Here is a 21,568-nt window from a genome sequence, read left to right as displayed (position 1 = left end):
TTGGTTCGAGCCGGTCTCTGCGTGTGCGCACTGCTGCCTGTGGCAGCGGATGCTGCGCCCGTGGCCGGCATGCAACGCCATCGTGGCGATCAGGAAGCGGCGATGGAAGGCCGCAAGCAGGGCCGCATCCTGCCCCTGCGCGAGATCGAGCGGCGGGTCACCGGCAAGATCCGCGGCGCACAATATCTGGGCTTCGACTTCGATGCCGGCACTGCCATTTACACGCTCAAGTTCCTGCGCGATGGAGCCGTGATCTGGGTCGATGTCGACGGCCGCACCGGTGAGATCGTTGGCCGGACCGGAAAATAGAGCCTTCGCGAAAGGATGGAAATGCGCGTTCTGATCGTCGAGGACGAACCGAATCTGGGCCGCCAGCTGCGGGCCACGCTGGAGGGCGCCGGCTATGCCGTGGACCTCGCCACCGATGGCGAGGAGGGGCATTTCCTGGGCTCCACCGAAACCTATGACGCGATCATCCTCGACCTAGGCCTGCCCGAGGTCGACGGGCTGACCGTGCTCGATCGCTGGCGCAAGGAGGGGCGCACCGCACCCGTTCTCGTGCTGACCGCGCGCGACAGCTGGTCCGACAAGGTGGCGGGGCTGGATGCCGGTGCCGACGACTATGTGGCCAAGCCGTTCCAGACCGAGGAGCTGATCGCGCGGCTGCGCGCGCTGATCCGTCGCGCGTCGGGCAATGCCTCGGCCGAGCTGATCGCGGGCGACATCCGCCTCGACACGCGCTCGGGCAAGGTCACCAAGGCGGGCGAGCCGGTGAAGCTCACCGCGCAGGAATATAAGCTGCTGAGCTACCTGATCCACCACAAGGGCAAGGTGGTCAGCCGCACCGAACTGATCGAGCATATCTACGACCAGGATTTCGACCGCGATTCGAACACGATCGAGGTGTTCGTGACGCGGATCCGCAAGAAGCTGGGATCGGACGTGATCACCACCATCCGCGGCCTTGGCTACAGCCTCGACGAGCCGGGCGCGCCTGCGCCGATCGCGTGATGCGGGGCCGATGAAGGCAGCGTTGCAATGAGGCCCTGGGGCGGCCTGCTCGACACCTGGGCTGCGCGCCACGACAAGGCGGCTATGCCGGTGCAGCCGGGCCCGGGCGACCCGCCCCCGCGCAGCTATGTGCGGGTGACGGGCTCGCTCAGCCGCCGCATGATCCTGATCGCGGCGGTATGGATTCTGGTGCTGCTGTCCGGCGGTGGTTTCGCGCTCGACCGGGTGCTGACTTCGGCGATCACGCGCAATTTTGACGACCAGCTCGACTATCTGCTGACCTCGATGATCGTCACGGCCGAGATCGGGTCGGACGGGGAAGTCGTGTTCAACCGCAACCTGGGGGACCAGCGCTTCCTGGAGCCCGGTTCCGGCCTCTACTGGCAGGTGAGCGGCAAGGGCTTCGAGCCGTTTCCATCGCGGTCGCTGTGGGATCGCAAGCTGCCCGAGGGCGACCCGCATCACGACAAGGAAATCCACACCTACGACAGCAATGCCTTCCCGGACGAGAAGCTGCGCATCGTCGAGCGCGACCTGACGCTGCCGGGATCGCCGGTGCGCTGGCGCTTCCAGGTGGCGGAGTCGCGCGACGTGCTGGACGCGCAGATCGACGCGCTGCGCCGTACGCTGATCCGCAGCTTCCTGCTGCTGGGGCTGGGGCTGATCGTGATGGCGGCGCTGCAGACCTGGTACGGCCTGCTGCCCTTGCGCAAGCTGCGCTACGCGATCGCCCGGCTGCGCAGTGGCGAGGCGGCGCGGCTGGAGGGCGCGATGCCCGCCGAAGTGGCGCCGATGGTCGAGGAGCTCAACGCGCTGGTCGAGCACAACGACCGGCAGGCGGAGGAGGCGCGGCGTCACGCCGGAAACCTCGCCCATGCGCTCAAGACGCCGCTGACCGTCATCATGAACGCCGCGGCGGCCGGGCAGGACGATCTGGCGGCGACGGTGATCCGCGAGGCGCGCACGATGCGCCGGCAGGTCGACCATCACCTCGCGCGCGCGCGCGCGGTGGGGCGGCGCGGCAGCGCCCACAGCCGCGCCGAAGTGTGGCCGTCGGTGGAGGCGGTCGAGCGCGCGGTCAGCCGGCTTTATCCCAACGTGCGGGTCGATGTGGATGGCGCGCGCGATCTGATCGCGCGGATCGAACGTCAGGACCTGGACGAGATCCTGGGCAACCTAGTCGAGAACGCCGCCAAATACGGCGGCGGCAGCGTGTTCGTGACGGTGCGCGCGGACATGGGCTTTGCCGAGATCCTGGTCGAGGACGACGGCGTCGGCATTCCGGAGGCCGATCGCCAGCGCATCTTCGACCGCGGCGTCCGGCTGGACAGCGGCAAGCCGGGCACCGGCCTAGGCCTTGCGATCGTGCGAGACGTGGCCGAAATCTACGAAGGCACGGTCACGCTGGAAGAGAGCGAGGATCTGGGCGGATTGCTCGTGCGGCTGCGCCTCCCGGCCTTCGGCTAGCGCCGGCCGGCACGACGCATCTCAAAAGACGCGGAGGCCCAGCCGACGCGCGGCCGCTGCATAGTTCCGCATCCCTTCGAACGCCTTGTTCGTGAGCGCGATATAGGCGCGGCGGCGGTCCAGCGGGTCGTCCTCCCGCTCGAACAGCCCGGCCTCGATCATGGTCGTGATCCAGCGCAGCGCCGTCGTCGGCGGGACCGCGGCAGCGATGCACAGGCTGGAGACCGAGACCGACACCCGCTCCAGGCGCGCCGCCATCAGGTCGAGCAGCATGTCCCAGGCCGGGTCCGCAAAAAGCTGCGGATCGAAGAACTGCGCGCGGAGCCGGCGTGCACGGATCTCGGCGCGGATCGCGCCCGGCTGCGGCAGCGGTTCCTCCTCCGATAGCTTGGCCGTGCCACCCGTATCCGGGCCGGAGCCGTCCAGCAGCTCCGGTTCGGCACTGTAGCCGTCGCGCTCCTGCGCCTGTTCCTTCGCGCTCGCGAAGGTGAGGCGCGTCAACGCCTCGGCAATGCGGGCGACTTCTTCACTTAGCCGCCGGATGCGTTCGCCGTCGGTTTCGGTCGCGCCGGCATATTGGATCGTCGGCCGGCATCCCGCGATCGCGAGCGCGGAGACTCGTTCGGACACGTCCGGGGCGCACAGCATCTGCACGCCCGCCACGGACGTCTGGGCCACGGCCTGGTCCAGTTGTGTCGGCGTGAAGCAGACGATCAGCCGAGAGCCGACCCAGGCGCGGATCTCCTCGCCCCACTGCAGCAGCGCTTCCAGCTCGGCGGGTGACGCCGGTGCGGCCTCGATCAACAGGATGTCGTGCCCAGGCAGGTCCGACGGCCGCGGCAGGTCGCCGAAGCCGCCGCGCCCGATCACGTGCGCGCCGGCCAGCGCTGCCGCGTCTGCTGCCGCCTGGCTCTGAGCGGCGTCCTGGGCGACGATGAAGAGGGCCGCGGGGTGATGAAAGCCCTGTGCGCTGCTCGGGGCATCCGCCGGAGACCCGAACGCGTGGGAAGACGATCCAAGCATGACAGGCCCCCAACCGTGTACCGGACGTTAAGCATCCGCTATGGAGCCTTGTCTGGCATAGAAGCGGGACAGTATCAATCGAGTGCCTTGACGATCTCTTCTGTCATCTTCTTGGCGTCGGCCAGGAGCATCATGGTGTTGTCCATGTAGAACACCGGGTTGTCCACGCCGGCATAGCCGACGCCGCCCATCGAGCGCTTCACGAACAGCACCGTCTTGGCCTTTTCCACGTCCAAGACGGGCATGCCGTAGATGGGCGAGCTCTTGTCGGTCTTGGCCGAGGGATTGGTGACGTCGTTGGCGCCGATGACGAAGGCGACGTCGCTCTGCGCGAACTCGGCGTTGATGTCCTCCAGCTCGAATACCTCGTCATAGGGGACGTTGGCCTCGGCCAGCAGCACGTTCATGTGGCCCGGCATGCGACCGGCGACGGGATGGATGGCGTATTTGACGCGCACGCCATGGGCCTTTAGCTTGTCCGCCATCTCGCGCACCGCATGCTGCGCCTGGGCGACCGCCATGCCATAGCCGGGGACGATGATGACCTGCTCGGCCTGGCTCATCAGGAAGGCAGCGTCCTCGGCCGAACCGCGCTTCCACGGGCGGTCGATCGCCTCGCCGCCGCTGGCGCCGCCGCTCTCGGCCCCGAAGCCGCCGGCGATGACGCTCAGGAAGCTGCGGTTCATCGCGCGGCACATGATGTAGCTCAGGATCGCGCCCGACGAGCCCACCAGCGCGCCGGTGATGATCATCGCGCTGTTGCCGAGCGTAAAGCCCATCGCCGCGGCCGCCCAGCCCGAATAGCTGTTCAGCATCGACACCACGACCGGCATGTCGGCGCCGCCGATCGGGATGATGAGCAGGAAGCCGACCAGGAAGGCGAGCAGCGTGATCGCCCAGAACATCCACGGCGCCTGGGTCTCGTAAAAGCCGGCGATCAGGGCGAGGATCGCGCCCAGCACGGCCAGGTTGAGGACGTGGCGGCCCGGCAGCAGGATCGGCTTGCCCGACATGCTGCCGTTGAGCTTGAGGAACGCGATCACCGAGCCCGAGAAGGTGATGGCGCCGATCGCGGCGCCCAGCGTCATCTCGATGCGGCTGACCGGGTAGATGGCCGCGAAGGGCTGGCCGATCATCGGCACCACCAGCTCGGCGATGCCGAAGGCGACCGGGTTCAGGAAGGCGGCGCAGGCGACCAGCACCGCAGCGAGGCCCACCAGCGAGTGAAAGGCCGCGACCAGCTGCGGCATCGCCGTCATCGCGATCCGGCGCGCCGTGGTGAGGCCGATGACGGCACCGAGCGCGATGGCGCCCAGGATCTCCAGCAGCGTGAGCATGTCGATGCGCGCAAACAGCGGGCCGGTCGCGGCGATGGCGCCGCTGGGGTCCGCCAGGACAAGGCCGACCGTCTGCACGGGCAGGTGCGTCACCAGCGTGGTGACGACGGCCAGGCCCATGCCGATCATCCCCAGCCGGTTGCCGCGCCGGGAGGTGGCGGGGGACGACAAGCCGCGCAGCGCGAGGATGAAGCACACGCCCGAGACCAGATAGGCCAGCGCCACCCAGGGGTTTACCGAAGCCGTATGTTCCATCCTGAACCCCCTTTCCGTCCCCCCGGCGAAGGCCGGGGTCCATCTTTCCACCTGCGCGTGTCGCACGATGGATCCCGGCTCTCGCCGGGATGACGACTTACTGCCTGGCGGCCGCGTCCGGCCGCTCCTTCTTCTTGTACATGGCCAGCATGCGTTCGGTGACCGCGAAGCCGCCGAAGATGTTGATGCTCGCGAGCACGACGGCCAGCAGCCCCAGCCATTTGGCGCCGGGTGCGCCAGCCGCGGCGGCTGCGACCAGCGCGCCGACGATGATGACCGAAGAGATCGCGTTGGTGACCGCCATCAGCGGCGTGTGCAGCGCCGGGGTGACCGACCACACCACATAATAGCCGACGAAGCACGCCAGCACGAAGATCGACAGGATCGAGACGAAGTCCATGGCCTTGCCCTTTCGTCAGCGGCTCGCGGGGATCGCGCGCAGGCAGGCCTCGAACGCCGCCATTGCCGCCGGGTCCCCGTCTGCGACCGTCACCCATTCCCCGTGCGACGCGACCGCGCCGCCGAGCATCAGATTGTCCTGGTGGCCGAAGTCCTCGACCACCGCGCCCGCATCGCCGCCGACCAGCGCGCGCATGCGCGTCGCGAAATCGTCGCCGGCTGACGAATAGCCGTAGATCGGCCGCTCGAGTGCGGCAAAGAAACCGAGCTCGAAGGCGGTACCGGCGTCAGCTCCCGGCCCCCGGAATGGCGTCAGGTTTGCGACGATCGCATCGGCCGAGCGCATCAGGGCGAGATTGGCGCGATAGATCGCTACCCCTTCCTGGAAGCTGCCGCTGGCCGAAGGGCTCGCCTCGACATCGAAGGGGAAGATGCCCTCGAAGCCGAGCTCGGCGCACAGCGCGAGCTTGGCCCGGGCGATCGCCGGCGCGTGCCCCAGGAACACGTCCGGACCGGCAAGATAGAGGCGCCTGACCATCCGGGCGCGTCAGGCCTGGAGCAGCCGGGGGTGCACCACGGCGCCCCCGCGGGTCAGGCGGATGCCCTGGGTGACCTCGTCCTCGTCCGGGAGCACGGGGCGACCCGCTTCCTTGTCCCAATAGGCAGAGAGGAAGTTGTAGAGGTTGCGCGCGAACAGCGCCGAGGTGTCGGCGGCGAGGCGGCTCGGCACGTTGCGGTGGCCGAGGATGCGTACCCCGTGGCGCTCTACCACCTCGCCGGCGACCGCGCCCTCGACGTTGCCGCCCTGCTCGACGGCGAGGTCCACGACGATGCTGCCGGGGCGCATCGTCTGGAGCTGCGCATCGCTGATCAGCCGCGGTGCCGGACGGCCCGGGATCAGCGCGGTGGTGATGACCACGTCCTGCTTGGCGAGGTGGCTGGAGACGAGTTCGGCCTGCGCCTTCTGATACTCGGGCGACATTTCGGTGGCGTAGCCGCCCGAACCCTCGCCCTCGATCCCGGCGACATTCTCCACGAAGATCGGCTTAGCGCCGAGCGACTGGATCTGCTCCTTCGTCGCCGAGCGCACGTCGGTGGCGGAGACCTGCGCACCCAGGCGCCGGGCGGTGGCGATCGCCTGGAGACCCGCGACCCCCACGCCCATCACGAAGACGCGCGCGGCCGAGACGGTGCCCGCCGCCGTCATCATCATCGGAAAGGCGCGGCCGTACGCCGCGGCCGCATCGATCACCGCCTTGTAGCCGGCGAGGTTCGATTGCGAGGAAAGGATGTCCATCGACTGGGCGCGGGTGATGCGGGGCATCCACTCCATCGCCAGCGCCTCGATCCCGAGCGTGGCATAGCCGTCGACCCGCGCGCGCTCGCCAAAGGGATTGAGGCCGGCGACCAGCCATGCGCCCGGCTTGATGCCCGTGAGCGACTCGGGCGCCGGGCCCTGCACCGCCAGCACGACATCGGCATCGGCCAGCACCTCGGCGCGGCTGCCGAGGGTCGCCCCCGCGGCGGCATAGTCGGCGTCGGCGACCGAGGCCGAACGCCCGGCGCCCGCCTCCACCGCGACGCGGGCGCCCAGCTGGACGAACTTCTTGACCGTCTCGGCCGTGGCGGAGACCCGCCGCTCGTCCGGAGCGGCTTCGGACAGGACGGCGATCTTCATCAGGCGGCGATCAGCCAGACGACCAGCGCGGCGAGCAGGAGCACGATGATCGTCCCCCATTTCACCAGCGTGAGGAATCCGTTGTACGTGTCCTTGTGCGCGCTCAGGTCGCCATTGCCGGCCATCCTCGGATCCCCTGTCGTCTGCTTTGCCCAAAGCTTAGCTTCGCCTTCGGGAACCGCCAACCCCCGGTGACCCACGGGCTTAAGCGGGCCTTTACCGTCGTGCTATAGCCACGGCGCGACGAGACTTGGGGAGTCGGGAATGACGCGCAATGGCCAGCGCCTGCTGATGGTGATTGACGACGACCCTGCGCAGCGCCGCCTGATCTCGGTGATCGCCGCGCGGCGCAGCTGGCGGACGATCTTTGCGGACGATGTCGATTCGGCCCTGGAGACGCTGGCGACGCCGGAAGGGCTGGCGCTCGACGCAATCCTGCTCGACCATCGGTTCCCGGACACGGAAACGGAACTCGCCGGCCTGATCGCCGCGCTGCGCCGCAACCGGCCGGCGCTGCCCCTGCTGATGCTGACCGCCGATGGCTCGGTTGCACAGGCGGTGGCGGCGATGCGCGCGGGCGCCAGCGATTTCCTGGTCAAGCCGCTCGTCCCCGAACGGCTGCTGTCGGCCCTCGACGCGGCGGCGGGAGCCGGGGACACCGGCGAACTGCGGCCGCTTGCCGAGAAGCTCTCCATGCCGCTGGCCTTCGACGAGGTCGTGGGGTCGGCTCCCCAGTTCCGTGCCGCACTCGCGATCGCGGCAAAGGCTGCGCGCGCACGCGTGCCGGTGCTGGTCGAGGGCGAGAGCGGCGTCGGCAAGGAAGTGCTGGCAGAGGCGATCCACGCCGCGTCGCCGCGCGCGCGCCGCCAGATGGTGCACTTCAACTGCGGCGCCATCCCGGCCAACCAGATCGAAAGCGCGCTGTTCGGACACGAGAAGGGCGCCTTTCCCGGCGCCTTCGAACGCCGCATCGGGCGATTCGAGGAGGCGGACGGCAGCACGCTGTTCCTGGACGAGGTCGGCGAAATGCCGCTCGCGGTACAGGCGAAGCTGCTCGACGCGATCGTGTCAGGGGAGGTGCGGCCGATCGGCGCATCCTATGCGCGCAGCGTCGACGTGCGCGTGATCGCGGCGACCAACCGTACGCTGGCGGACGAGGTGGAGGCCGAACGCTTCCGGGAGGATCTCTATTACCGCCTGAACGTCGTCCAGCTGACGATCCCGCCCCTGCGCGAGCGTCCGGGCGACGTGGCCCCGCTCGCCCGCCACCTGCTGGCACGGATCGGACGGCAGCCGGGGCTGCGGCAGCTTGGCATCACCGACGACGCGCTGGCGCTGCTCGCCGGCTACGACTGGCCGGGCAATGTGCGGCAGCTCCAGAACGCGCTCTTCCGGGCGGCGGTGCTGTGCGAGGGCGATGCGCTGACGCGTGCCGATTTCCCGCAGATCGCGCAGCTGTCCGACGAGGAGACGATCCGTCGCCCCGCGCCGGTGCGCCCGACCGAGGCAGGGGTGACGCTGTTCCGGCCCGACGGCAACCTGCGCGCGCTCGACGAGATCGAGGCCGATGTGATCCGGCTGGCGATTGGCCACTATCGGGGGCGCATGAGCGAAGTCGCCCGCCGCCTCGGCATCGGTCGCTCGACGCTCTATCGCAAGCTGGGCGAACTGGGGATCGACCAGAGCGCCGCCTGACGTCCGTTCAGAGGCATTTTCCGGGGCCGTCCGCGGCGGCGCGGGCGCGGTCGTTCTGGTCGGCGCCGGGACGAATCTTGGCGGACAGGCAGGGCGTACGCTCCAGCGACACCGGCAGCAGGTAGGAGGTCGGCCTGGTCGGCTGGTCGAAGTTCTCGACCACGTCGTAGCGCAGGATCAGCGCATCGGGGCGGAAGCTGCCGTCCTGCTCGCGCCCACGCCATTCGATCCGCTTGCCCAGCTCGCTGAAGCCGCCGCTGGTGACGGAGGAGAGGCGCAGGTTATGCTCGCGCCCGCCCGAGACGAGCAGGAGGTTCTGGCGCCCGTCGGCTTCGACGAGCTTCAGCCGATAGTCGCCAAGGCCAGGGCAGCTCGATTCGGAGAAACCCGCCTCGTCCGGGGCCGAGCGCACCACCCGGCAATCGGAGAGGCTGGTGTAGCGCGACACGCGGCCCGCGGTGGACGAGGTCGCGGTTGCGGCTGGCGTGGGCGTCGGCGCGTCGCTGCTCGGCACGGGCGTCGCAGGTGCCGTGGGGGCTGGTGTCGGTGCAGGGGTTTCCTCAGCGACGGCGACGTTGGGCGCCGCCTCCTCGGGCGTCGGGTCGCCGCCGCACGCACACAGGCAGGTCAGCGCCAGCAGGGGAAGGAAGGTCCGCATGGGGGAGTAACGGTGGGCGGGGGCGATGGCTCCATCCTCAACCCGCGAGCGCCGTGTCGCGCAGGCCGCGCCACACCCGCAGCGCCTGCACGGTTTCCGGCACGTCATGGACGCGGATCAGCTGCGCGCCCATGTCCGCGCCCTTCAGCGCCAGCGTGAGCGAGCCCCCCAGCCGCTGGTCTGCCGGCGCCTCGTTCGCAAGCGCACCGATCAGCCGCTTGCGACTGGCACCGAGCAGGATCGGGCAGCCGAGGCCGTGGAAGATCGCAAGCCCGTTCAGGAGTGCCAGGTTTTCGGCAAGCGACTTGCCGAAGCCGATGCCGGGATCGACCAGGATGTGGGCACGATCGACGCCCGCGGCCACCACCGCCTCGATCCGCTGCTCCAGCCAGTCGAATACGTCCATGAGCACGTTGCGATATGCCGGGCGGGCATGGCCGCCGGTCGCCGGATCGGGCGAGTGCATCAGCACCACCGGGCAGCTTGCGCGCGCCACCACCTCCAGCGCGCGCGGGTCGAACAGCAGGGCGGCGACGTCGTTAACGATGTGCGCGCCTGCCGACAGCGCCGCCTCCATCACCGAAGCCTTGCGCGTGTCGATCGAGACGGGGGTTCCGCTTGCGGCCAGGCGCTCGATTACCGGCACTACGCGGGCGATCTCGTCGCCTTCCCAGACGGTGGCGGCGCCGGGGCGGGTCGATTCGCCGCCGACGTCGATCAGCTCGGCGCCGGCCTCCGCCATGCGGTGCCCGGCCGCGGCGATCGCTTCCGGATCGCTGCCGTTGCGGCCGCCGTCGGAGAAGCTGTCGGGCGTGCAGTTGAGGATGCCGGCCACCAGCGGCTGGTCCAGGCGCAGCACGCGCTCGCCACAGGCGATCGGGGTACGGGGCGCGGTGATGCGGGCGTGCAGGGTCTGGAGCCGATCGGCCTGGGTGCTCGATACGCCTTCGAGCAGCCGGGGAAAGTCGGCGAGCGGAACGGTCGCGCGGAGGCCGGGGGCGAGCAGTTCATAGGCAGCGAACCACTGCATGCCGCCCGCTAGCCGTTCGGCCTGGCCGTCGAGCGCCACGGGCGTGTCGATCAGCTGGACCGGGCGAAGGTGGAGGCGGGCATCGGGGGCGATCGGAGGGACGGTCATGGCCTGCTTTCGCGCAGGCTCGCGTCTGTCGCAACCGGCGGAAGGCCGTGCTCCTGCGGAGGCAGGAGCCTAGAGCAGCAACCGCCGGCGTTCGTGGCCCTGGGCTCCTGCCTTCGCAGGAGCACGGTTCTATGGGGCGTCGCCGGCTCTACGGCTGCGTTGCCAGCAGGTACGTCTGCCGCAGCGTATCGATCGCCTGGAGGCGTCCTTCGCTCTCGTGGTGCCAGAAGGTCCAGCCGTTGCAGGAGGGCGCGCCCTGGAGCGTGGCGCCGAGCTTGTGGATCGAGCCCGTCTCCACGCCGCATGCCAGCGAGCCGTCGGCGCGCACCACCGCCTGGAAGCGGCGCTTGGCGTCGGTCAGCACCATGCCGGGTGCGACCATGCCGTTTTCGACCAGCGTGCCGAACGCGACGCGCGGCGTGCCCTTGGGCGCCTGCATCGTGCGCAGCGACGATTCGTCGAGCGGCAGCGCCTCGGCAATGCGCTGCGTGGCGGCGTCGATGTAGACGCCTTCGCGCTCGATGCCGATCCAGCGGCGGCCCAGGCGCTTCGCGACGGCGCCGGTGGTGCCGGTGCCGAAGAAGGGGTCGAGCACGACGTCGCCGGGATGGGTGGCGGCCAGCAGCACGCGGTACAGCAGCGCCTCGGGCTTTTGGGTCGGATGGACCTTGTGCCCGTCCTTCTTCAGCCGCTCCGGGCCGCCGCAGATCGGGAATTCCCAGTCGGAGCGCATCTGCAGCTCGTCGTTCAGGGTCTTCATGCTGCGATAGTTGAAGGTGTACTTCGACTTCTCGCCCATCGACGCCCAGATCAGCGTCTCGTGTGCGTTGGTGAAGCGGGTGCCGCGAAAGTTCGGCATCGGGTTGGCCTTGCGCCACACGATGTCGTTGAGGATCCAGAAGCCCAGGTCCTGGATGGTCGCGCCGACGCGGAAGATGTTGTGGTAGCTGCCGATCACCCAGATGGTGCCATCGGGCTTCAGGATGCGGCGCGCCTCGGCCAGCCAGTCGCGGGTGAAGCGATCGTAGCTCGCGAACGAATCGAACTTGTCCCACTCGTCGGTGACGGCGTCGACATGGCTGCCGTCGGGGCGGTTGAGGTCGCCGCCGAGCTGGAGGTTGTAGGGCGGATCGGCGAAGATCATGTCGACCGACGCGGTCGGCAGTGCGCGCATGTGCGCGATGCAGTCGCCTTGCAGGATGGTGTCGAGCGGCAGCGCCGCGCGCGGTTCCGCCATCGCCGTCTTCGGCGACCGCGTCCGCACCTTCTCCAGCACCCCCATCGATTCACGCCCCCTTGTTGTTGCCCACACTCCTGCGGATCGGCGGAGTCGGGTCAAGCAAACATTTATTTACCAGATTCCCCCGCGATTCCGCGGAGATGCGCGGCAACGCGCCCCGACCGAAGATATTGAGTCTGTACCCGCTGCCACGCCCCACCACTGGTGGGTGTGGCGCAAAGGACTCAGCCAGCGGTTTCCAGCGGCAGCCAGGCTTGGGCGACCGGCGCGAACGAGCGGCGGTGCAGCGGCGTGGGGCCGAGCGACTTGAGCGCCTCTAGATGCGCCTTGGCCGAATAGCCCTTGTTGGAGGCCCAGCCATAGCCGGGATGGCGGGCGTCGGCCTCGATCATGATCGTGTCGCGGTGGTGCTTGGCGACGATCGAGGCGGCCGCGATCGACAGGCACAGCGCATCGCCGCCGACCAGCGCGCGCGAGGGGTGGGGCCAGTCGGGGCAGCGGTTGCCGTCGACCAGCACCATGCCGGGCGCCACCCCCAGTGCATCCACGGCGCGGTGCATGGCCAGCATGGTCGCCCAGAAGATGTTGATCTGGTCGATCTCCTCGACGCTGGCGATGCCGATGCCGACTTTGGCGCAGGCGAGGATCTCCGCAGACAGCCGCTCCCGGCGCAGCGCCGTCAGCGCCTTGGAATCGTCGATCCCATCGGGGATGCAGTCGGGGTCGAGCACGACCGCGGCGGCGACGACCGGGCCGGCGAGCGGGCCGCGGCCGGCCTCGTCCACGCCCGCGACGGGGCCGGGATGCAGGCGTTCATGAGAGTAATCAGGCATTTGCGATGCGCCATGGCGGAAAGCGACGCATCTCGCCAGCTTGGTAGAGACAAACAGCATTGCCCGCGGGGTCGATGAGTCGCGCCTCGCGCCAGCCCCAGGGTTGCTCGACGGGTTCCTGGGTGAAGGCGACGCCCTGCTGGCGCAGGTAGCGGACCGCGATGTCGAGGTCGCCGACCTCGAAATAGACGGTAGGGCGGTCGGTGCCCTCGGCCATTTCGATCGAGAAGGTCGCGCCGCCCTCGCTCTCGAAGCGCGCGTAGCGGCGGCTGGAGCGGACGATCTGGCGCAGGCCGAGCATGCGGTAGAAGCGCTCGCTTGCCGGAAGATCGGTGGCGGGCACCGTCACCTGGTTGAGCATCGGCGACCAGCGGCTGGCGTTGAGGTCGAGCCGCACGCCCTGCTGCGCCATCGGGCCGTGGCCGTCCCCCAGCGGTTCCGCGCCCAGCATCGCAATCCGCACGAAGCGGCGTGCGCGCGCGATCGCTTCGGCGAGGTTCCACTCGCCGGCGAGGCCGCAGGCGATGGCGGTGGAAAGGGTGCAGCCGGTACCGTGCGCCGCGGTGCCGTCGATGCGGGGGTCGCTCCATTCGAGCACGGGCGGGGCGCCGCTTTCTGCCGGATAGAGCCGGTCGATCACCGTAGGCCCGTCGTCATGGCCGCCCTTGGCCAGCACGGCGCAGCCGTGGGCGGCCGCGAGCCGGCGCGCGGCCTCCGCCCGGGCCTCGACCGTCGGGAGGGCCGCACCGGCGAGTGCCTCGAGTTCCGGGATGTTGGGCGTGACCACGGTCGCCCGGTCCATCAGCCGCTCGAACGCGGCGATGGTGGCGGTGTCCGCCAGTCGGGCGCCGCTGCTCGCCACCATGACGGGGTCGAGCACCACCGGCACGCCCGGCAGTTGCTCGAGCCGTTCCGCAAGCGCGAGTGCAGTGCGGGCCGAGCCGATCATGCCGATCTTCACCGCGTCTACGCCGATGTCGGAGACGACCGAATCGATCTGCGCCAGCACCATGTCGGTCGGGATCGGGTGGACGCCGTCGACGCCCAGCGTGTTCTGGGCGGTGATCGCGGTGATCGCGGTCATGCCGTGGCCGCCGAGCATGGTGACGGTCTTGAGGTCCGCCTGGATGCCGGCGCCGCCACCCGAATCAGAACCAGCGACGATCAGGATGCGGGGGATCGTCACGCCGCGTACCGCCGCTCGGTGGAGGCGGGATGGTCCTTCAGCGCCTTTCCGACGCGGGCGGGCCGGTCGAGCAGTTCGCCGCCGCAATTGGGGCAATGCTCGTCCAGGTCGTCCGCGCATTCCGCGCAGAAGGTGCATTCGAACGAGCAGATGAACGCGCCGCCCTGGTCGGCGGGCAGGTCGGTGCCGCAGCGTTCGCAGTCGGGCCGCATCTCCAGCATCAGGCCGCCGCTTTCTGCACGGCGTCGCAGATGCGCGTCACCACCGCTTCCACCTGCGCGCGATCATCGCCCTCGGCCATCACCCGGATCACCGGCTCGGTGCCCGACGGGCGGATGACCAGCCGGCCGCGGCCGGCCAGTTCGGCCTCGGCCGCGGTGATGATGTCGGTGACACGCGTGTCCTCCAGCGGCTTGCCGCCGGCGAAACGCACGTTGCGCAGCAGCTGGGGCAGCGGATCGAAGCGGTGCAGAACCTCGCTTGCCGGAGCGCCGGCGCGGGTGACTTCGGCGAGCACCTGGAGGGCTGCCACCAGCCCGTCGCCGGTGGTCGCATAGTCGGACAGGATGATGTGGCCGGACTGTTCGCCGCCGACATTGTAGCCGGACGCACGCATCTTCTCGAGCACGTGGCGGTCGCCGACCTTGGTGCGCACCATGCCGAGCCCCTGGGCGGCGAGGTGGCGTTCGAGGCCGAGGTTGGACATGACGGTGGTGACCAGGCCGCCGCCCTTCAGCCGGCCCTGGCGCGCCCAGCCCGCGGCGATGGTGGCCATCAGCTGGTCGCCGTCGATCACGCGGCCGGTTTCGTCGACCACGATCAGCCGGTCGGCGTCACCGTCGAGCGCGATGCCGATCGCGGCGCCGGACGCGACCACCGTCTCAGCGAGCAGTGCCGGCGCGGTCGAGCCGACCCCGTCGTTGATGTTCTTGCCATTGGGAGTGACGCCGATCGCGACCACCTCGGCCCCCAGCTCCCACAGCGCGGAAGGGGCGACCTGATAGGCGGCACCGTTGGCGCAATCGACCACGACCTTCAGCCCGTCCAGGCGAAGTTCCTCGGGGAAGGTGGACTTGGCGAAGTGGATGTAGCGGCCTCGTGCGTCCTCGACGCGGCGGGCGCGGCCGATCTCGGCCGAAGGTGCGAGCGGGACCTGCCCGTCGATCAGCGCCTCGATCGCCGCCTCGTCGGCATCGGAAAGCTTGAAGCCGTCCGGGCCGAACAGCTTGATGCCATTGTCCGCGTAGGGGTTGTGGCTCGCCGAGATCATCACGCCCAGGTCGGCGCGCATCGAGGTGGTGAGCATCGCGACGGCCGGCGTCGGCATCGGCCCTACCAGCACCACGTCCATGCCGACCGAGGTGAAGCCCGCGACCATGGCGTTTTCGAGCATATAGCCGGAAAGGCGCGTGTCCTTGCCGATCACCACGCGGTGGCGGTGGTCGCCCCGGCGGAAGTGCGCGCCGGCGGCCATGCCGACCTTCATCGCCATCTCGGCGGTCATCGGCGACTGGTTGGTGGCGCCGCGAATGCCGTCGGTGCCGAAATATTTTCTTGCCATCGGCTCAGCTGCCCTCAGGTTGTGCCGCTCGTGATCGGCGTGGATAGCGCGCGTTTTGACGAAGGGCGAGCATGTCGCAAGCGGCACGTATTCTGACCGGACTGGTGGCGGGACTGGCGCTGGGGGTGATCCTCGCCGCCCAGGCGCCCGGCACCGCGGTCGCGGGCATCGCCTGGGCGGAGCCGATCGGCACCGCCTGGCTCAACGCGCTGCGCATGACGATCGTCCCGCTGGTGGTTGCGCTGCTGGTGACCGGCGTCGCCCAGACCGCGGAAGCCGCGCGCGCCGGCCGGATTGCGACCCGATCGATCCTGTTGTTCGTCGTGATCCTCTGGACCTCTTCGGCATTGGGCGCAGGCGTCACCCTGGGGCTGCTCGACTGGTTTCCGCTGTCGGACACGGCAGCCGGCGCCCTGCGCGGGACCTTCGGCCAGGCGGGCCCCACGGCGGAGGTTCCGCCCTTCACTCAGTTCCTGGTCGCGATCGTGCCGACCAACCCGATCGCGGCCGCGGCGAACGACCAGTTCCTGCCCCTGATCCTGTTCACCCTGGTGTTCGCCTTTGCGCTCACCCGGCTCTCGGGCGATCCGCGCCAGTTGCTGGTGCGGCTGTTCCAGGGGCTCGCCGACACGATGCTGATCGTCATCCGCTGGGTGCTGTGGCTCGGGCCTGTCGGCGTGTTCGCGCTCGGCTATGTCGTCGGCGCGCGGGCGGGGACTGCGGCGTTCGGTGCGCTGGTGCACTATGTGCTGATCGTGATGGCGGTCGGCATGGTGGTGTGGCTGCTCGCCTATCCGCTGGCGATGTTTGGCGGGCGTGTGTCCCTCGGCCGCTTCCTGCGCGCGACGGCGCCAGCACAGGCGGTGGCGATCAGCACCCAGTCCTCGCTCGCCTCGCTGCCGGCGATGCTGCGCGGATCCGAGGAGGCGGGGGTGCCTGTCGCCACCTCCGGCGTGGTGCTGCCGATGGCGGTGGCGCTGTTCCGCGCGACCGGGCCGGCGATGAACGTCGCGGTCGCGGTCTATGTCGCGCATGTCTTCGGCGTCCACCTGGGCGCCGGGCAGATCGCGGCCGGTATCGCCGCGGGCGCGATCACCACCATGGGTGCGGCGAGCCTCCCGGGCCAGATCAGCTTCGTCTCGTCGATCGCGCCGATCGGCATCGCCATGGGCGTGCCGGTCGAGCCGCTTGCGCTGCTGGTGGCGGTGGAGACTTTCCCCGACCTGGTCCGCACGCTCGGCAACGTGACGATGAACCTGGCGGTGACCAGCGTGATCTCCGAGCGGGTCGCTGGCGGTGCTGCGCGGACCGGGTCGGACGCGCTGCTCTCGGGGGATGAGGTGCCGGCTCGCTAGGACAGACAATCGCAATGCGATCCGTTTGTCCTGAGTAGCCATCGAGCGAAGTCGAATTGGCGTATCGAAGGACCTGCTCAGGTGCTTCGATACGGGTCTTCGACTTCGCTCAGCCCCAACTCAGCACCAACGGTTTCCTCCGGGGCTCGAGGCCTCGCCCGTTCAGCGCATCAGCACCAGTTCCTCGGCCATGCTCGGGTGGAGCGCCACCGTCTGGTCGAAGTCGTCCTTGGTGAGGCCGGCCTTCACCGCGATCGCGGCGGCCTGCAGAATCTCGGGCGAGTCCGGGCCGATCATGTGCAGCCCCACGACCCGGCCGGTCTCGCTCTCGCAGATCATCTTGTAGAGCGCGCGCTCGTTGCGGCCGGCGAGCACGTTCTTCATCGGGCGAAAGTCCGACTGGTAGACCTTCACCGAGCCGAGCTTGTTCTTGGCCTGCGCCTCCGTCATACCGACGCCCGCCATCGGCGGGTGGCTGAACACGGCGGCGGGGATGTTCTCGTAATCGACGCGGTGCGGCTTGCCGCCGAACACGGTGTCGGCGAACGCCTGCCCCTCGCGGATCGCCACAGGCGTCAGCTGCACCCGGTTGGTGACGTCGCCCACCGCATAGATGCTGTCGCAGCTCGACTTGCTGTCCGCGTCGACCTTGATCGCGCCCTTGTCGTCCAGCTCGACTCCGGCCGCCTCAAGCCCGAGCCCTTCGGTGTTGGGAACGCGGCCGGTGGCGAACAGCACGCAATCGACCGTGATCGGCTCGTGGTTCGACATGGTGACGGTGAGGCAGCCGTCCTCGCCCTTCTCGATGCCTTCGAACTCGGCATGGAAGCGGAAGTCGATGCCCTTGAGCATCGAGATCTGGAGCAGCCGGTCGCGGATGGATTCGTCATAGCCGCGCAGGATCACGTCGCTGCGGTTGATCAGCGTGACCTTGCTGCCGAACTCGTTGAAGATGCCGGCGAATTCGTTGGCGATATAGCCGGCACCGGCGATCAGGATGCGCTTGGGCACCGCGTCGAGGTGAAACGCCTCGTTGGAGGTGATGCCATGCTCATGGCCCTGGCAGACGGGGATCGCCGGACGCGCGCCGACCGCCACCAGGATCTTGCCGGCCGTGATCGTGCGGCCGGAGGCCAGCGTCACCGAATGGGGGCCGGAGACGGTGGCGCGCTCGCCGATGATCTCGACGCCATGGTTGGTGAGGGTGGCGGTATAGGCTTTGTTGATCCGATCGACCTCACTCAGCACATTGTCGCGAAGCCGCGGCCAGCTGAACGCGCACGGCTCCGGCACGTCCCAGCCGAACTGCTTGGCATCGCGCAGGTCCTCGGCGAAGTGCGCGCCATAGACGAGCAGCTTCTTGGGCACGCAGCCGCGGATCACGCAGGTGCCGCCGACGCGATATTCCTCGGCGATCGCCACCTTGGCGCCATGCGCTGCGGAGACGCGCGCGGCGCGCACGCCGCCGGAGCCGGCACCGATGACGAAGAGGTCGTAGTCAAAGTCTGCCATGATGCTCGCCTGCAGGAAGGTGCGCGGAAGGGCGCGAAGGAACTGCCTCTATAACGCGGAAACGGCGTGAGGGTGGCGCAATGCCTTCCTCACGCCGATCGGCTGCGTCGATCAGCCGGCGAGACCGGCGCGGCGGAGCAGGTCCGTCGTGGAAGCGTCGAACGCCTGGCCACCCTTGTCCGCCGCCTTGGCCATTTCCTTGCCGAGCTCGACGCCGAACTGGTCGAATGGGTTGATGCCCAGCAGTGCCGCGCTGACGAAGGTGCGGTGCTCGTAGAAGGCGATCAGCGCGCCCAGCGTGCGGGCGTCCACCTGGTCCAGCAGCAGCGTCGACGACGGCCGGTCGCCCGGATAGGCGCGCGCCTGGTCCTCGTTGTCGCGGCCGGCCATCAGCGCCGCGCCCTGGGCCAGCGCATTCAGCAGCAGCTGGCGGTGATGCGCTTCGCTCAGCACATCGCCCGGCTCGATCGCGGCGATGAACTCGACCGGCACCAGGTGGGTGCCCTGGTGGAGCAGCTGGAACACCGCATGCTGCGCGTCGGTGCCGACGCCGCCCCAGGTGATCGGCGCGGTCGGGCGAGTGACGGGCGTGCCGTCGGCGGTCACGCGCTTGCCGTTCGACTCCATCTCCAGCTGCTGGAGATAGGAGGGCAGCAGCCGCAGCCGCTCGTCATAGGCGAAGGTGGCGCGGGTCTCGGCGTGGCGGACCTGGGTGTAGTAGAGGTCGGCAAAGGCCGCGAGCACCGGCGCGTTGCGCAGCGGCTCGGCTAGGCGGAAGTGGCGGTCCATCTCGGCCGCGCCCTCCAGCAGTTCCTCGAACACGTCCCAGCCAAGGCCGATCGCGGCCGGGAAGCCGATCGACGACCACAGTGAATAGCGGCCGCCGACGCTTTCCGAGAACGGAAGCACGCGGGTCTCGTCGACGCCCCATGCGATCGCCTGCTCGGGGTTCGCCGTCAGCGCGATCACCTTGCCATAAGGGTCCGCGACGCCATTCTCGGTCATCCAGCCGATCGCGCTCTCTGCATTGAGCATCGTCTCGGTGGTGGTGAAGGTCTTGGACGCGATCACCAGCAGCGTCGCATCGGGATCGAAATCCTCGATCGCTTCCTCCAGCGCGAGACCGTCGACGTTGGAGACGATCGCCACGTCGTAGCGGTCCGAATCGCGGCCGAGCGCGTCCATGAGCAGGTCGGGACCGAGCGCCGAGCCGCCGATGCCGATGTGCAGCACGTGCCGGATCGGACCCAGTGCGTCGGCCTCGATCGCGTCGATGAGGGCACGCATGCGGGCGTGGAAGCCGCGCGCCTGGGCGACACTCTCCGGATGGCCTTCGCCGCGCTGGGCCGCATGCTCGGCGGCGCGGCCCTCGGTCACGTTGACCGGCTCGCCCGCGAACAGCGCGTCCCGGCGTGCGGCGAGGCCGGCGGCATCGGCCAGCTGCGCGAACGCCTGGAGCCCGGCTGCGTCGAGGTGCGTCTTGGACCAGTCGAAATGAATGCCGGCGACGTCGAGCGTCAGCGCCTCGAGCCGGTCCGGCTCGGCTGCAAACAACTCGGTCAGGCGCTTGGGCGCCAGTGCCTCCACGGCCTGCCAGGCGGTGTCCGTCATGCGTTTTCTCCTTCAAGCCGTCGTCGTGGCGCGACCTAGCGCGGCACAGGCCGCTCCGCTACTCCCCAACAGCCTGGGTTGACGTGGGCAGGAGTCCCCCGCACAGCAGGCGCCATGGCCAGCAAACCCGCCGCCCGTCGCCAGCGCTCCGAACTGCGCGAGACGGTGCTGTTTTTCGTGAAGCTCGCGATCTTCGTGTTCGTGATCCGCAGCTTCTTCTTCTCGCCCTTCAACATCCCGTCGGGCTCGATGCTCCCGCGGTTGCTGGTCGGCGACTATCTGTTCATCACCAAGTGGAACTATGGCTATTCGCGCCACAGCCTGCCGTGGAGCCTGCCGCTGATCCCCGGGCGCGTGTTCGCAAGCACACCCGAGCGGGGCGACGTGGTGGTGTTCAAGGCACCGCCGACCGCCGAGGACAATTGGGTCAAGCGCGTGATCGGCCTGCCCGGCGACCGCGTGCAGATGCAGCGCGGCCAGCTGTTCCTGAACGGAAAGCCGATCCCGAAGCAGCGCATCGCCGACTTCGTGCTGCCGGTGTCGCCGAACTTCGGCTGCCAGTTCGAGTTCCAGGACGAGGATGCGGCCGGCAAGCCGATCTGCCGCTATCCCCAGTTCGAGGAGACGCTTCCCAACGGCAAGCGCTATCGCGTGCTCGACCAGGCGGAGACGCCCGCCGACGACACCGGCGTCTACACGGTGCCCGCGGGGCATGTCTTCCTGATGGGCGACAACCGCGACGACAGCGCCGACAGCCGCTTCCCCGCGATGCCGAACCAGGGCATCGGCTTCGTGCCGATGGAGAATTTGGAGGGCAAGGCGGTGGTCAACTTCTGGTCGACCGACGGCAGCGCGCAGTGGCTGCTGCCCTGGACCTGGGTCAGCGCTGCGCGCTTCGATCGGATCGGGGAAGGCTTCTGAGCACGCCCCCGCTCGCCCCCTGGATCGCCGCCACCTTCGGCCGCGACGACCTGCCGCTGCCGCTGTTCGAGCGGGCGGTGACGCATGGCAGCCATGCCGGCGAAAGCTACGAACGACTGGAATTCCTGGGCGATCGCGTGCTCGGCCTGCTGATGGCGGAGTGGCTGTTCGAGCGCTTCCCGGACGAGCCCGAGGGCAAGCTGTCGCGGCGGATCAACGCGCTGGTGACGGGTGCGGTGTGCGCCGAACTGGCGCGCGAACTGGGCGCGGTGCCGCACCTGCGGCTCGGCAAGCAGGCGCGCGACGACGGCGCGACGCAGAGCGACAATGTGCTCGGCGACGTGATGGAGGCGCTGATCGGCGCCTTCTATCTGGAGGCGGGGCTGGAGGCGACGCGCGGCTTCGTGCGCCGGATCTGGGCCGATCGCATCGAAACACAGGTGCGTGCGCCCAAGCACCCCAAGTCCGCGCTTCAGGAATGGGCAGCCGCAAACGACCGGCGCCCGCCCGAATATACGGTGGTCGATCGCTCCGGGCCCGGCCACGCGCCGCGATTCACGGTCAAGGTGTCGATCGGCAAGCTCGCCGAGGCGTCCGCGCAGGGTACGTCCAAGCAGGAGGCGGAAACCGCCGCCGCCAAGGCGCTGTTGCGCCAGCTGGAGCGTTGACGCGACAGCGGTGGCTTGCA

22 protein-coding genes are annotated in these 21,568 nt (G+C 69.2%); 7 read left to right on the top strand and 15 right to left on the bottom strand.

What is annotated here, in order from left to right; all coding sequences use genetic code 11:
• Positions 1–69 precede the first annotated feature (69 nt).
• The 3 genes from EDF69_RS01970 (at position 70) to EDF69_RS01960 (ending at position 2,478) form a co-directional block, all read left to right on the top strand.
• Complete coding sequence (locus EDF69_RS01970; protein ID WP_239433905.1) at positions 70–309, top strand: hypothetical protein; 240 nt, start codon at positions 70–72, stop codon at positions 307–309.
• 21 nt (positions 310–330) lie between these two features.
• A complete protein-coding gene (locus EDF69_RS01965) occupies positions 331–1,011 on the top strand; it encodes a response regulator transcription factor (protein ID WP_132882887.1) in 681 nt (226 codons plus the stop codon).
• A gap of 84 nt (positions 1,012–1,095) precedes the next feature.
• Positions 1,096–2,478 carry a sensor histidine kinase gene (locus EDF69_RS01960; protein ID WP_132883000.1) on the top strand — a complete coding sequence of 461 codons (1,383 nt, stop codon included), beginning with the start codon at positions 1,096–1,098 and terminating at the stop codon, positions 2,476–2,478.
• Between the two features lie 21 nt (positions 2,479–2,499).
• Here the strand turns inward: EDF69_RS01960 and EDF69_RS01955 are convergent, their stop codons facing one another.
• From EDF69_RS01955 to EDF69_RS01930, 6 genes are all read right to left on the bottom strand, one after another.
• Complete coding sequence (locus tag EDF69_RS01955) at positions 2,500–3,501, bottom strand: MarR family winged helix-turn-helix transcriptional regulator (protein ID WP_132882886.1); 1,002 nt, start codon at positions 3,499–3,501, stop codon at positions 2,500–2,502.
• A gap of 74 nt (positions 3,502–3,575) precedes the next feature.
• Positions 3,576–5,093, bottom strand: a complete 1,518-nt coding sequence (locus EDF69_RS01950) for an NAD(P)(+) transhydrogenase (Re/Si-specific) subunit beta (protein WP_132882885.1) — start codon at positions 5,091–5,093, stop codon at positions 3,576–3,578.
• Between the two features lie 97 nt (positions 5,094–5,190).
• Positions 5,191–5,493: an NAD(P) transhydrogenase subunit alpha gene (locus tag EDF69_RS01945; protein ID WP_132882884.1), complete on the bottom strand. Its 303-nt coding sequence runs from the start codon at positions 5,491–5,493 to the stop codon at positions 5,191–5,193.
• A 15-nt stretch (positions 5,494–5,508) separates the two neighbouring features.
• Complete coding sequence (locus tag EDF69_RS01940) at positions 5,509–6,030, bottom strand: nucleoside 2-deoxyribosyltransferase (protein WP_132882883.1); 522 nt, start codon at positions 6,028–6,030, stop codon at positions 5,509–5,511.
• A 9-nt stretch (positions 6,031–6,039) separates the two neighbouring features.
• A complete protein-coding gene (locus EDF69_RS01935) occupies positions 6,040–7,170 on the bottom strand; it encodes a Re/Si-specific NAD(P)(+) transhydrogenase subunit alpha (RefSeq protein ID WP_132882882.1) in 1,131 nt (376 codons plus the stop codon).
• Positions 7,170–7,295 carry an aa3-type cytochrome c oxidase subunit IV gene (locus EDF69_RS01930; protein WP_125962140.1) on the bottom strand — a complete coding sequence of 42 codons (126 nt, stop codon included), beginning with the start codon at positions 7,293–7,295 and terminating at the stop codon, positions 7,170–7,172. Before EDF69_RS01930 ends, EDF69_RS01935 begins: the two co-directional genes overlap by 1 nt.
• Positions 7,296–7,434: 139 nt before the next feature.
• Between EDF69_RS01930 and EDF69_RS01925 the strand changes: the two genes are divergently transcribed.
• Complete coding sequence (locus EDF69_RS01925; protein ID WP_132882881.1) at positions 7,435–8,865, top strand: sigma-54-dependent transcriptional regulator; 1,431 nt, start codon at positions 7,435–7,437, stop codon at positions 8,863–8,865.
• Between the two features lie 7 nt (positions 8,866–8,872).
• On the opposite strand, the gene EDF69_RS01920 is transcribed toward EDF69_RS01925, so the two are convergent.
• The 7 genes from EDF69_RS01920 to glmM form a co-directional block, all read right to left on the bottom strand.
• The gene (locus EDF69_RS01920) at positions 8,873–9,523 is read right to left on the bottom strand and encodes a hypothetical protein (RefSeq protein WP_132882880.1); all 651 of its coding nucleotides are present in this window, start codon (positions 9,521–9,523) and stop codon (positions 8,873–8,875) included.
• Between the two features lie 37 nt (positions 9,524–9,560).
• Positions 9,561–10,661: a dihydropteroate synthase gene (folP, locus tag EDF69_RS01915; RefSeq protein WP_132882879.1), complete on the bottom strand. Its 1,101-nt coding sequence runs from the start codon at positions 10,659–10,661 to the stop codon at positions 9,561–9,563.
• A gap of 148 nt (positions 10,662–10,809) precedes the next feature.
• A complete protein-coding gene (locus tag EDF69_RS01910; protein WP_125959485.1) occupies positions 10,810–11,943 on the bottom strand; it encodes a site-specific DNA-methyltransferase in 1,134 nt (377 codons plus the stop codon).
• 182 nt (positions 11,944–12,125) lie between these two features.
• Entirely contained in the window at positions 12,126–12,734 is a 609-nt protein-coding gene (locus tag EDF69_RS01905) for a ribonuclease HII (protein WP_132882878.1), read from the bottom strand.
• A complete protein-coding gene (gene thiD / locus EDF69_RS01900) occupies positions 12,727–13,920 on the bottom strand; it encodes a bifunctional hydroxymethylpyrimidine kinase/phosphomethylpyrimidine kinase (RefSeq protein ID WP_165889999.1) in 1,194 nt (397 codons plus the stop codon). Before thiD ends, EDF69_RS01905 begins: the two co-directional genes overlap by 8 nt.
• Positions 13,917–14,141 carry a DUF1272 domain-containing protein gene (locus tag EDF69_RS01895; protein ID WP_132882876.1) on the bottom strand — a complete coding sequence of 75 codons (225 nt, stop codon included), beginning with the start codon at positions 14,139–14,141 and terminating at the stop codon, positions 13,917–13,919. The genes thiD and EDF69_RS01895 overlap by 4 nt, the downstream gene beginning before the upstream one ends.
• Positions 14,141–15,481: a phosphoglucosamine mutase gene (gene glmM, locus EDF69_RS01890; protein ID WP_132882875.1), complete on the bottom strand. Its 1,341-nt coding sequence runs from the start codon at positions 15,479–15,481 to the stop codon at positions 14,141–14,143. The genes EDF69_RS01895 and glmM overlap by 1 nt, the downstream gene beginning before the upstream one ends.
• A gap of 71 nt (positions 15,482–15,552) precedes the next feature.
• Here glmM and EDF69_RS01885 point away from each other — a divergent pair, with 71 nt between their 5' ends.
• Positions 15,553–16,836 (top strand): dicarboxylate/amino acid:cation symporter, encoded by a 1,284-nt coding sequence (locus tag EDF69_RS01885; protein WP_132882874.1) that lies wholly within the window; start codon positions 15,553–15,555, stop codon positions 16,834–16,836.
• A 162-nt stretch (positions 16,837–16,998) separates the two neighbouring features.
• Here the strand turns inward: EDF69_RS01885 and gor are convergent, their stop codons facing one another.
• Together gor and pgi are read right to left on the bottom strand one after the other, a co-directional pair.
• Entirely contained in the window at positions 16,999–18,348 is a 1,350-nt protein-coding gene (gene gor / locus EDF69_RS01880) for a glutathione-disulfide reductase (protein WP_132882873.1), read from the bottom strand.
• Between the two features lie 111 nt (positions 18,349–18,459).
• The gene (pgi, locus tag EDF69_RS01875) at positions 18,460–19,959 is read right to left on the bottom strand and encodes a glucose-6-phosphate isomerase (protein WP_132882872.1); all 1,500 of its coding nucleotides are present in this window, start codon (positions 19,957–19,959) and stop codon (positions 18,460–18,462) included.
• Between the two features lie 114 nt (positions 19,960–20,073).
• Between pgi and lepB the strand changes: the two genes are divergently transcribed.
• Both lepB and rnc read left to right on the top strand, forming a co-directional pair.
• Complete coding sequence (lepB, locus tag EDF69_RS01870) at positions 20,074–20,880, top strand: signal peptidase I (RefSeq protein WP_125959477.1); 807 nt, start codon at positions 20,074–20,076, stop codon at positions 20,878–20,880.
• Positions 20,877–21,548: a ribonuclease III gene (gene rnc / locus EDF69_RS01865; RefSeq protein WP_425336664.1), complete on the top strand. Its 672-nt coding sequence runs from the start codon at positions 20,877–20,879 to the stop codon at positions 21,546–21,548. The genes lepB and rnc overlap by 4 nt, the downstream gene beginning before the upstream one ends.
• Positions 21,549–21,568: the final 20 nt, after the last annotated feature.

The sequence above is a fragment of the Sphingomonas sp. JUb134 genome, assembly GCF_004341505.2.
In the GTDB taxonomy this organism is placed as follows: Bacteria; Pseudomonadota; Alphaproteobacteria; order Sphingomonadales; family Sphingomonadaceae; genus Sphingomonas.
This window is presented reverse-complemented; position numbering and strand designations above follow the sequence as displayed.

What these genes read in the sequence shown, in the direction of transcription:
- EDF69_RS01970 (WP_239433905.1), top strand. Translation starts at nt 70, where the DNA reads ATGCAACGCCATCGTGGCGATCAGGAAGCGGCGATGGAAGGCCGCAAG.
- EDF69_RS01965 (WP_132882887.1), top strand. Translation starts at nt 331, where the DNA reads ATGCGCGTTCTGATCGTCGAGGACGAACCGAATCTGGGCCGCCAGCTG.
- EDF69_RS01960 (WP_132883000.1), top strand. Translation starts at nt 1,096, where the DNA reads ATGCCGGTGCAGCCGGGCCCGGGCGACCCGCCCCCGCGCAGCTATGTG.
- EDF69_RS01955 (WP_132882886.1), bottom strand. Translation starts at nt 3,501, where the DNA reads ATGCTTGGATCGTCTTCCCACGCGTTCGGGTCTCCGGCGGATGCCCCG.
- EDF69_RS01950 (WP_132882885.1), bottom strand. Translation starts at nt 5,093, where the DNA reads ATGGAACATACGGCTTCGGTAAACCCCTGGGTGGCGCTGGCCTATCTG.
- EDF69_RS01945 (WP_132882884.1), bottom strand. Translation starts at nt 5,493, where the DNA reads ATGGACTTCGTCTCGATCCTGTCGATCTTCGTGCTGGCGTGCTTCGTC.
- EDF69_RS01940 (WP_132882883.1), bottom strand. Translation starts at nt 6,030, where the DNA reads ATGGTCAGGCGCCTCTATCTTGCCGGTCCGGACGTGTTCCTGGGGCAC.
- EDF69_RS01935 (WP_132882882.1), bottom strand. Translation starts at nt 7,170, where the DNA reads ATGAAGATCGCCGTCCTGTCCGAAGCCGCTCCGGACGAGCGGCGGGTC.
- EDF69_RS01930 (WP_125962140.1), bottom strand. Translation starts at nt 7,295, where the DNA reads ATGGCCGGCAATGGCGACCTGAGCGCGCACAAGGACACGTACAACGGA.
- EDF69_RS01925 (WP_132882881.1), top strand. Translation starts at nt 7,435, where the DNA reads ATGACGCGCAATGGCCAGCGCCTGCTGATGGTGATTGACGACGACCCT.
- EDF69_RS01920 (WP_132882880.1), bottom strand. Translation starts at nt 9,523, where the DNA reads ATGCGGACCTTCCTTCCCCTGCTGGCGCTGACCTGCCTGTGTGCGTGC.
- folP (WP_132882879.1), bottom strand. Translation starts at nt 10,661, where the DNA reads ATGACCGTCCCTCCGATCGCCCCCGATGCCCGCCTCCACCTTCGCCCG.
- EDF69_RS01910 (WP_125959485.1), bottom strand. Translation starts at nt 11,943, where the DNA reads ATGGGGGTGCTGGAGAAGGTGCGGACGCGGTCGCCGAAGACGGCGATG.
- EDF69_RS01905 (WP_132882878.1), bottom strand. Translation starts at nt 12,734, where the DNA reads ATGCCTGATTACTCTCATGAACGCCTGCATCCCGGCCCCGTCGCGGGC.
- EDF69_RS01895 (WP_132882876.1), bottom strand. Translation starts at nt 14,141, where the DNA reads ATGCTGGAGATGCGGCCCGACTGCGAACGCTGCGGCACCGACCTGCCC.
- glmM (WP_132882875.1), bottom strand. Translation starts at nt 15,481, where the DNA reads ATGGCAAGAAAATATTTCGGCACCGACGGCATTCGCGGCGCCACCAAC.
- EDF69_RS01885 (WP_132882874.1), top strand. Translation starts at nt 15,553, where the DNA reads ATGTCGCAAGCGGCACGTATTCTGACCGGACTGGTGGCGGGACTGGCG.
- gor (WP_132882873.1), bottom strand. Translation starts at nt 18,348, where the DNA reads ATGGCAGACTTTGACTACGACCTCTTCGTCATCGGTGCCGGCTCCGGC.
- pgi (WP_132882872.1), bottom strand. Translation starts at nt 19,959, where the DNA reads ATGACGGACACCGCCTGGCAGGCCGTGGAGGCACTGGCGCCCAAGCGC.
- lepB (WP_125959477.1), top strand. Translation starts at nt 20,074, where the DNA reads ATGGCCAGCAAACCCGCCGCCCGTCGCCAGCGCTCCGAACTGCGCGAG.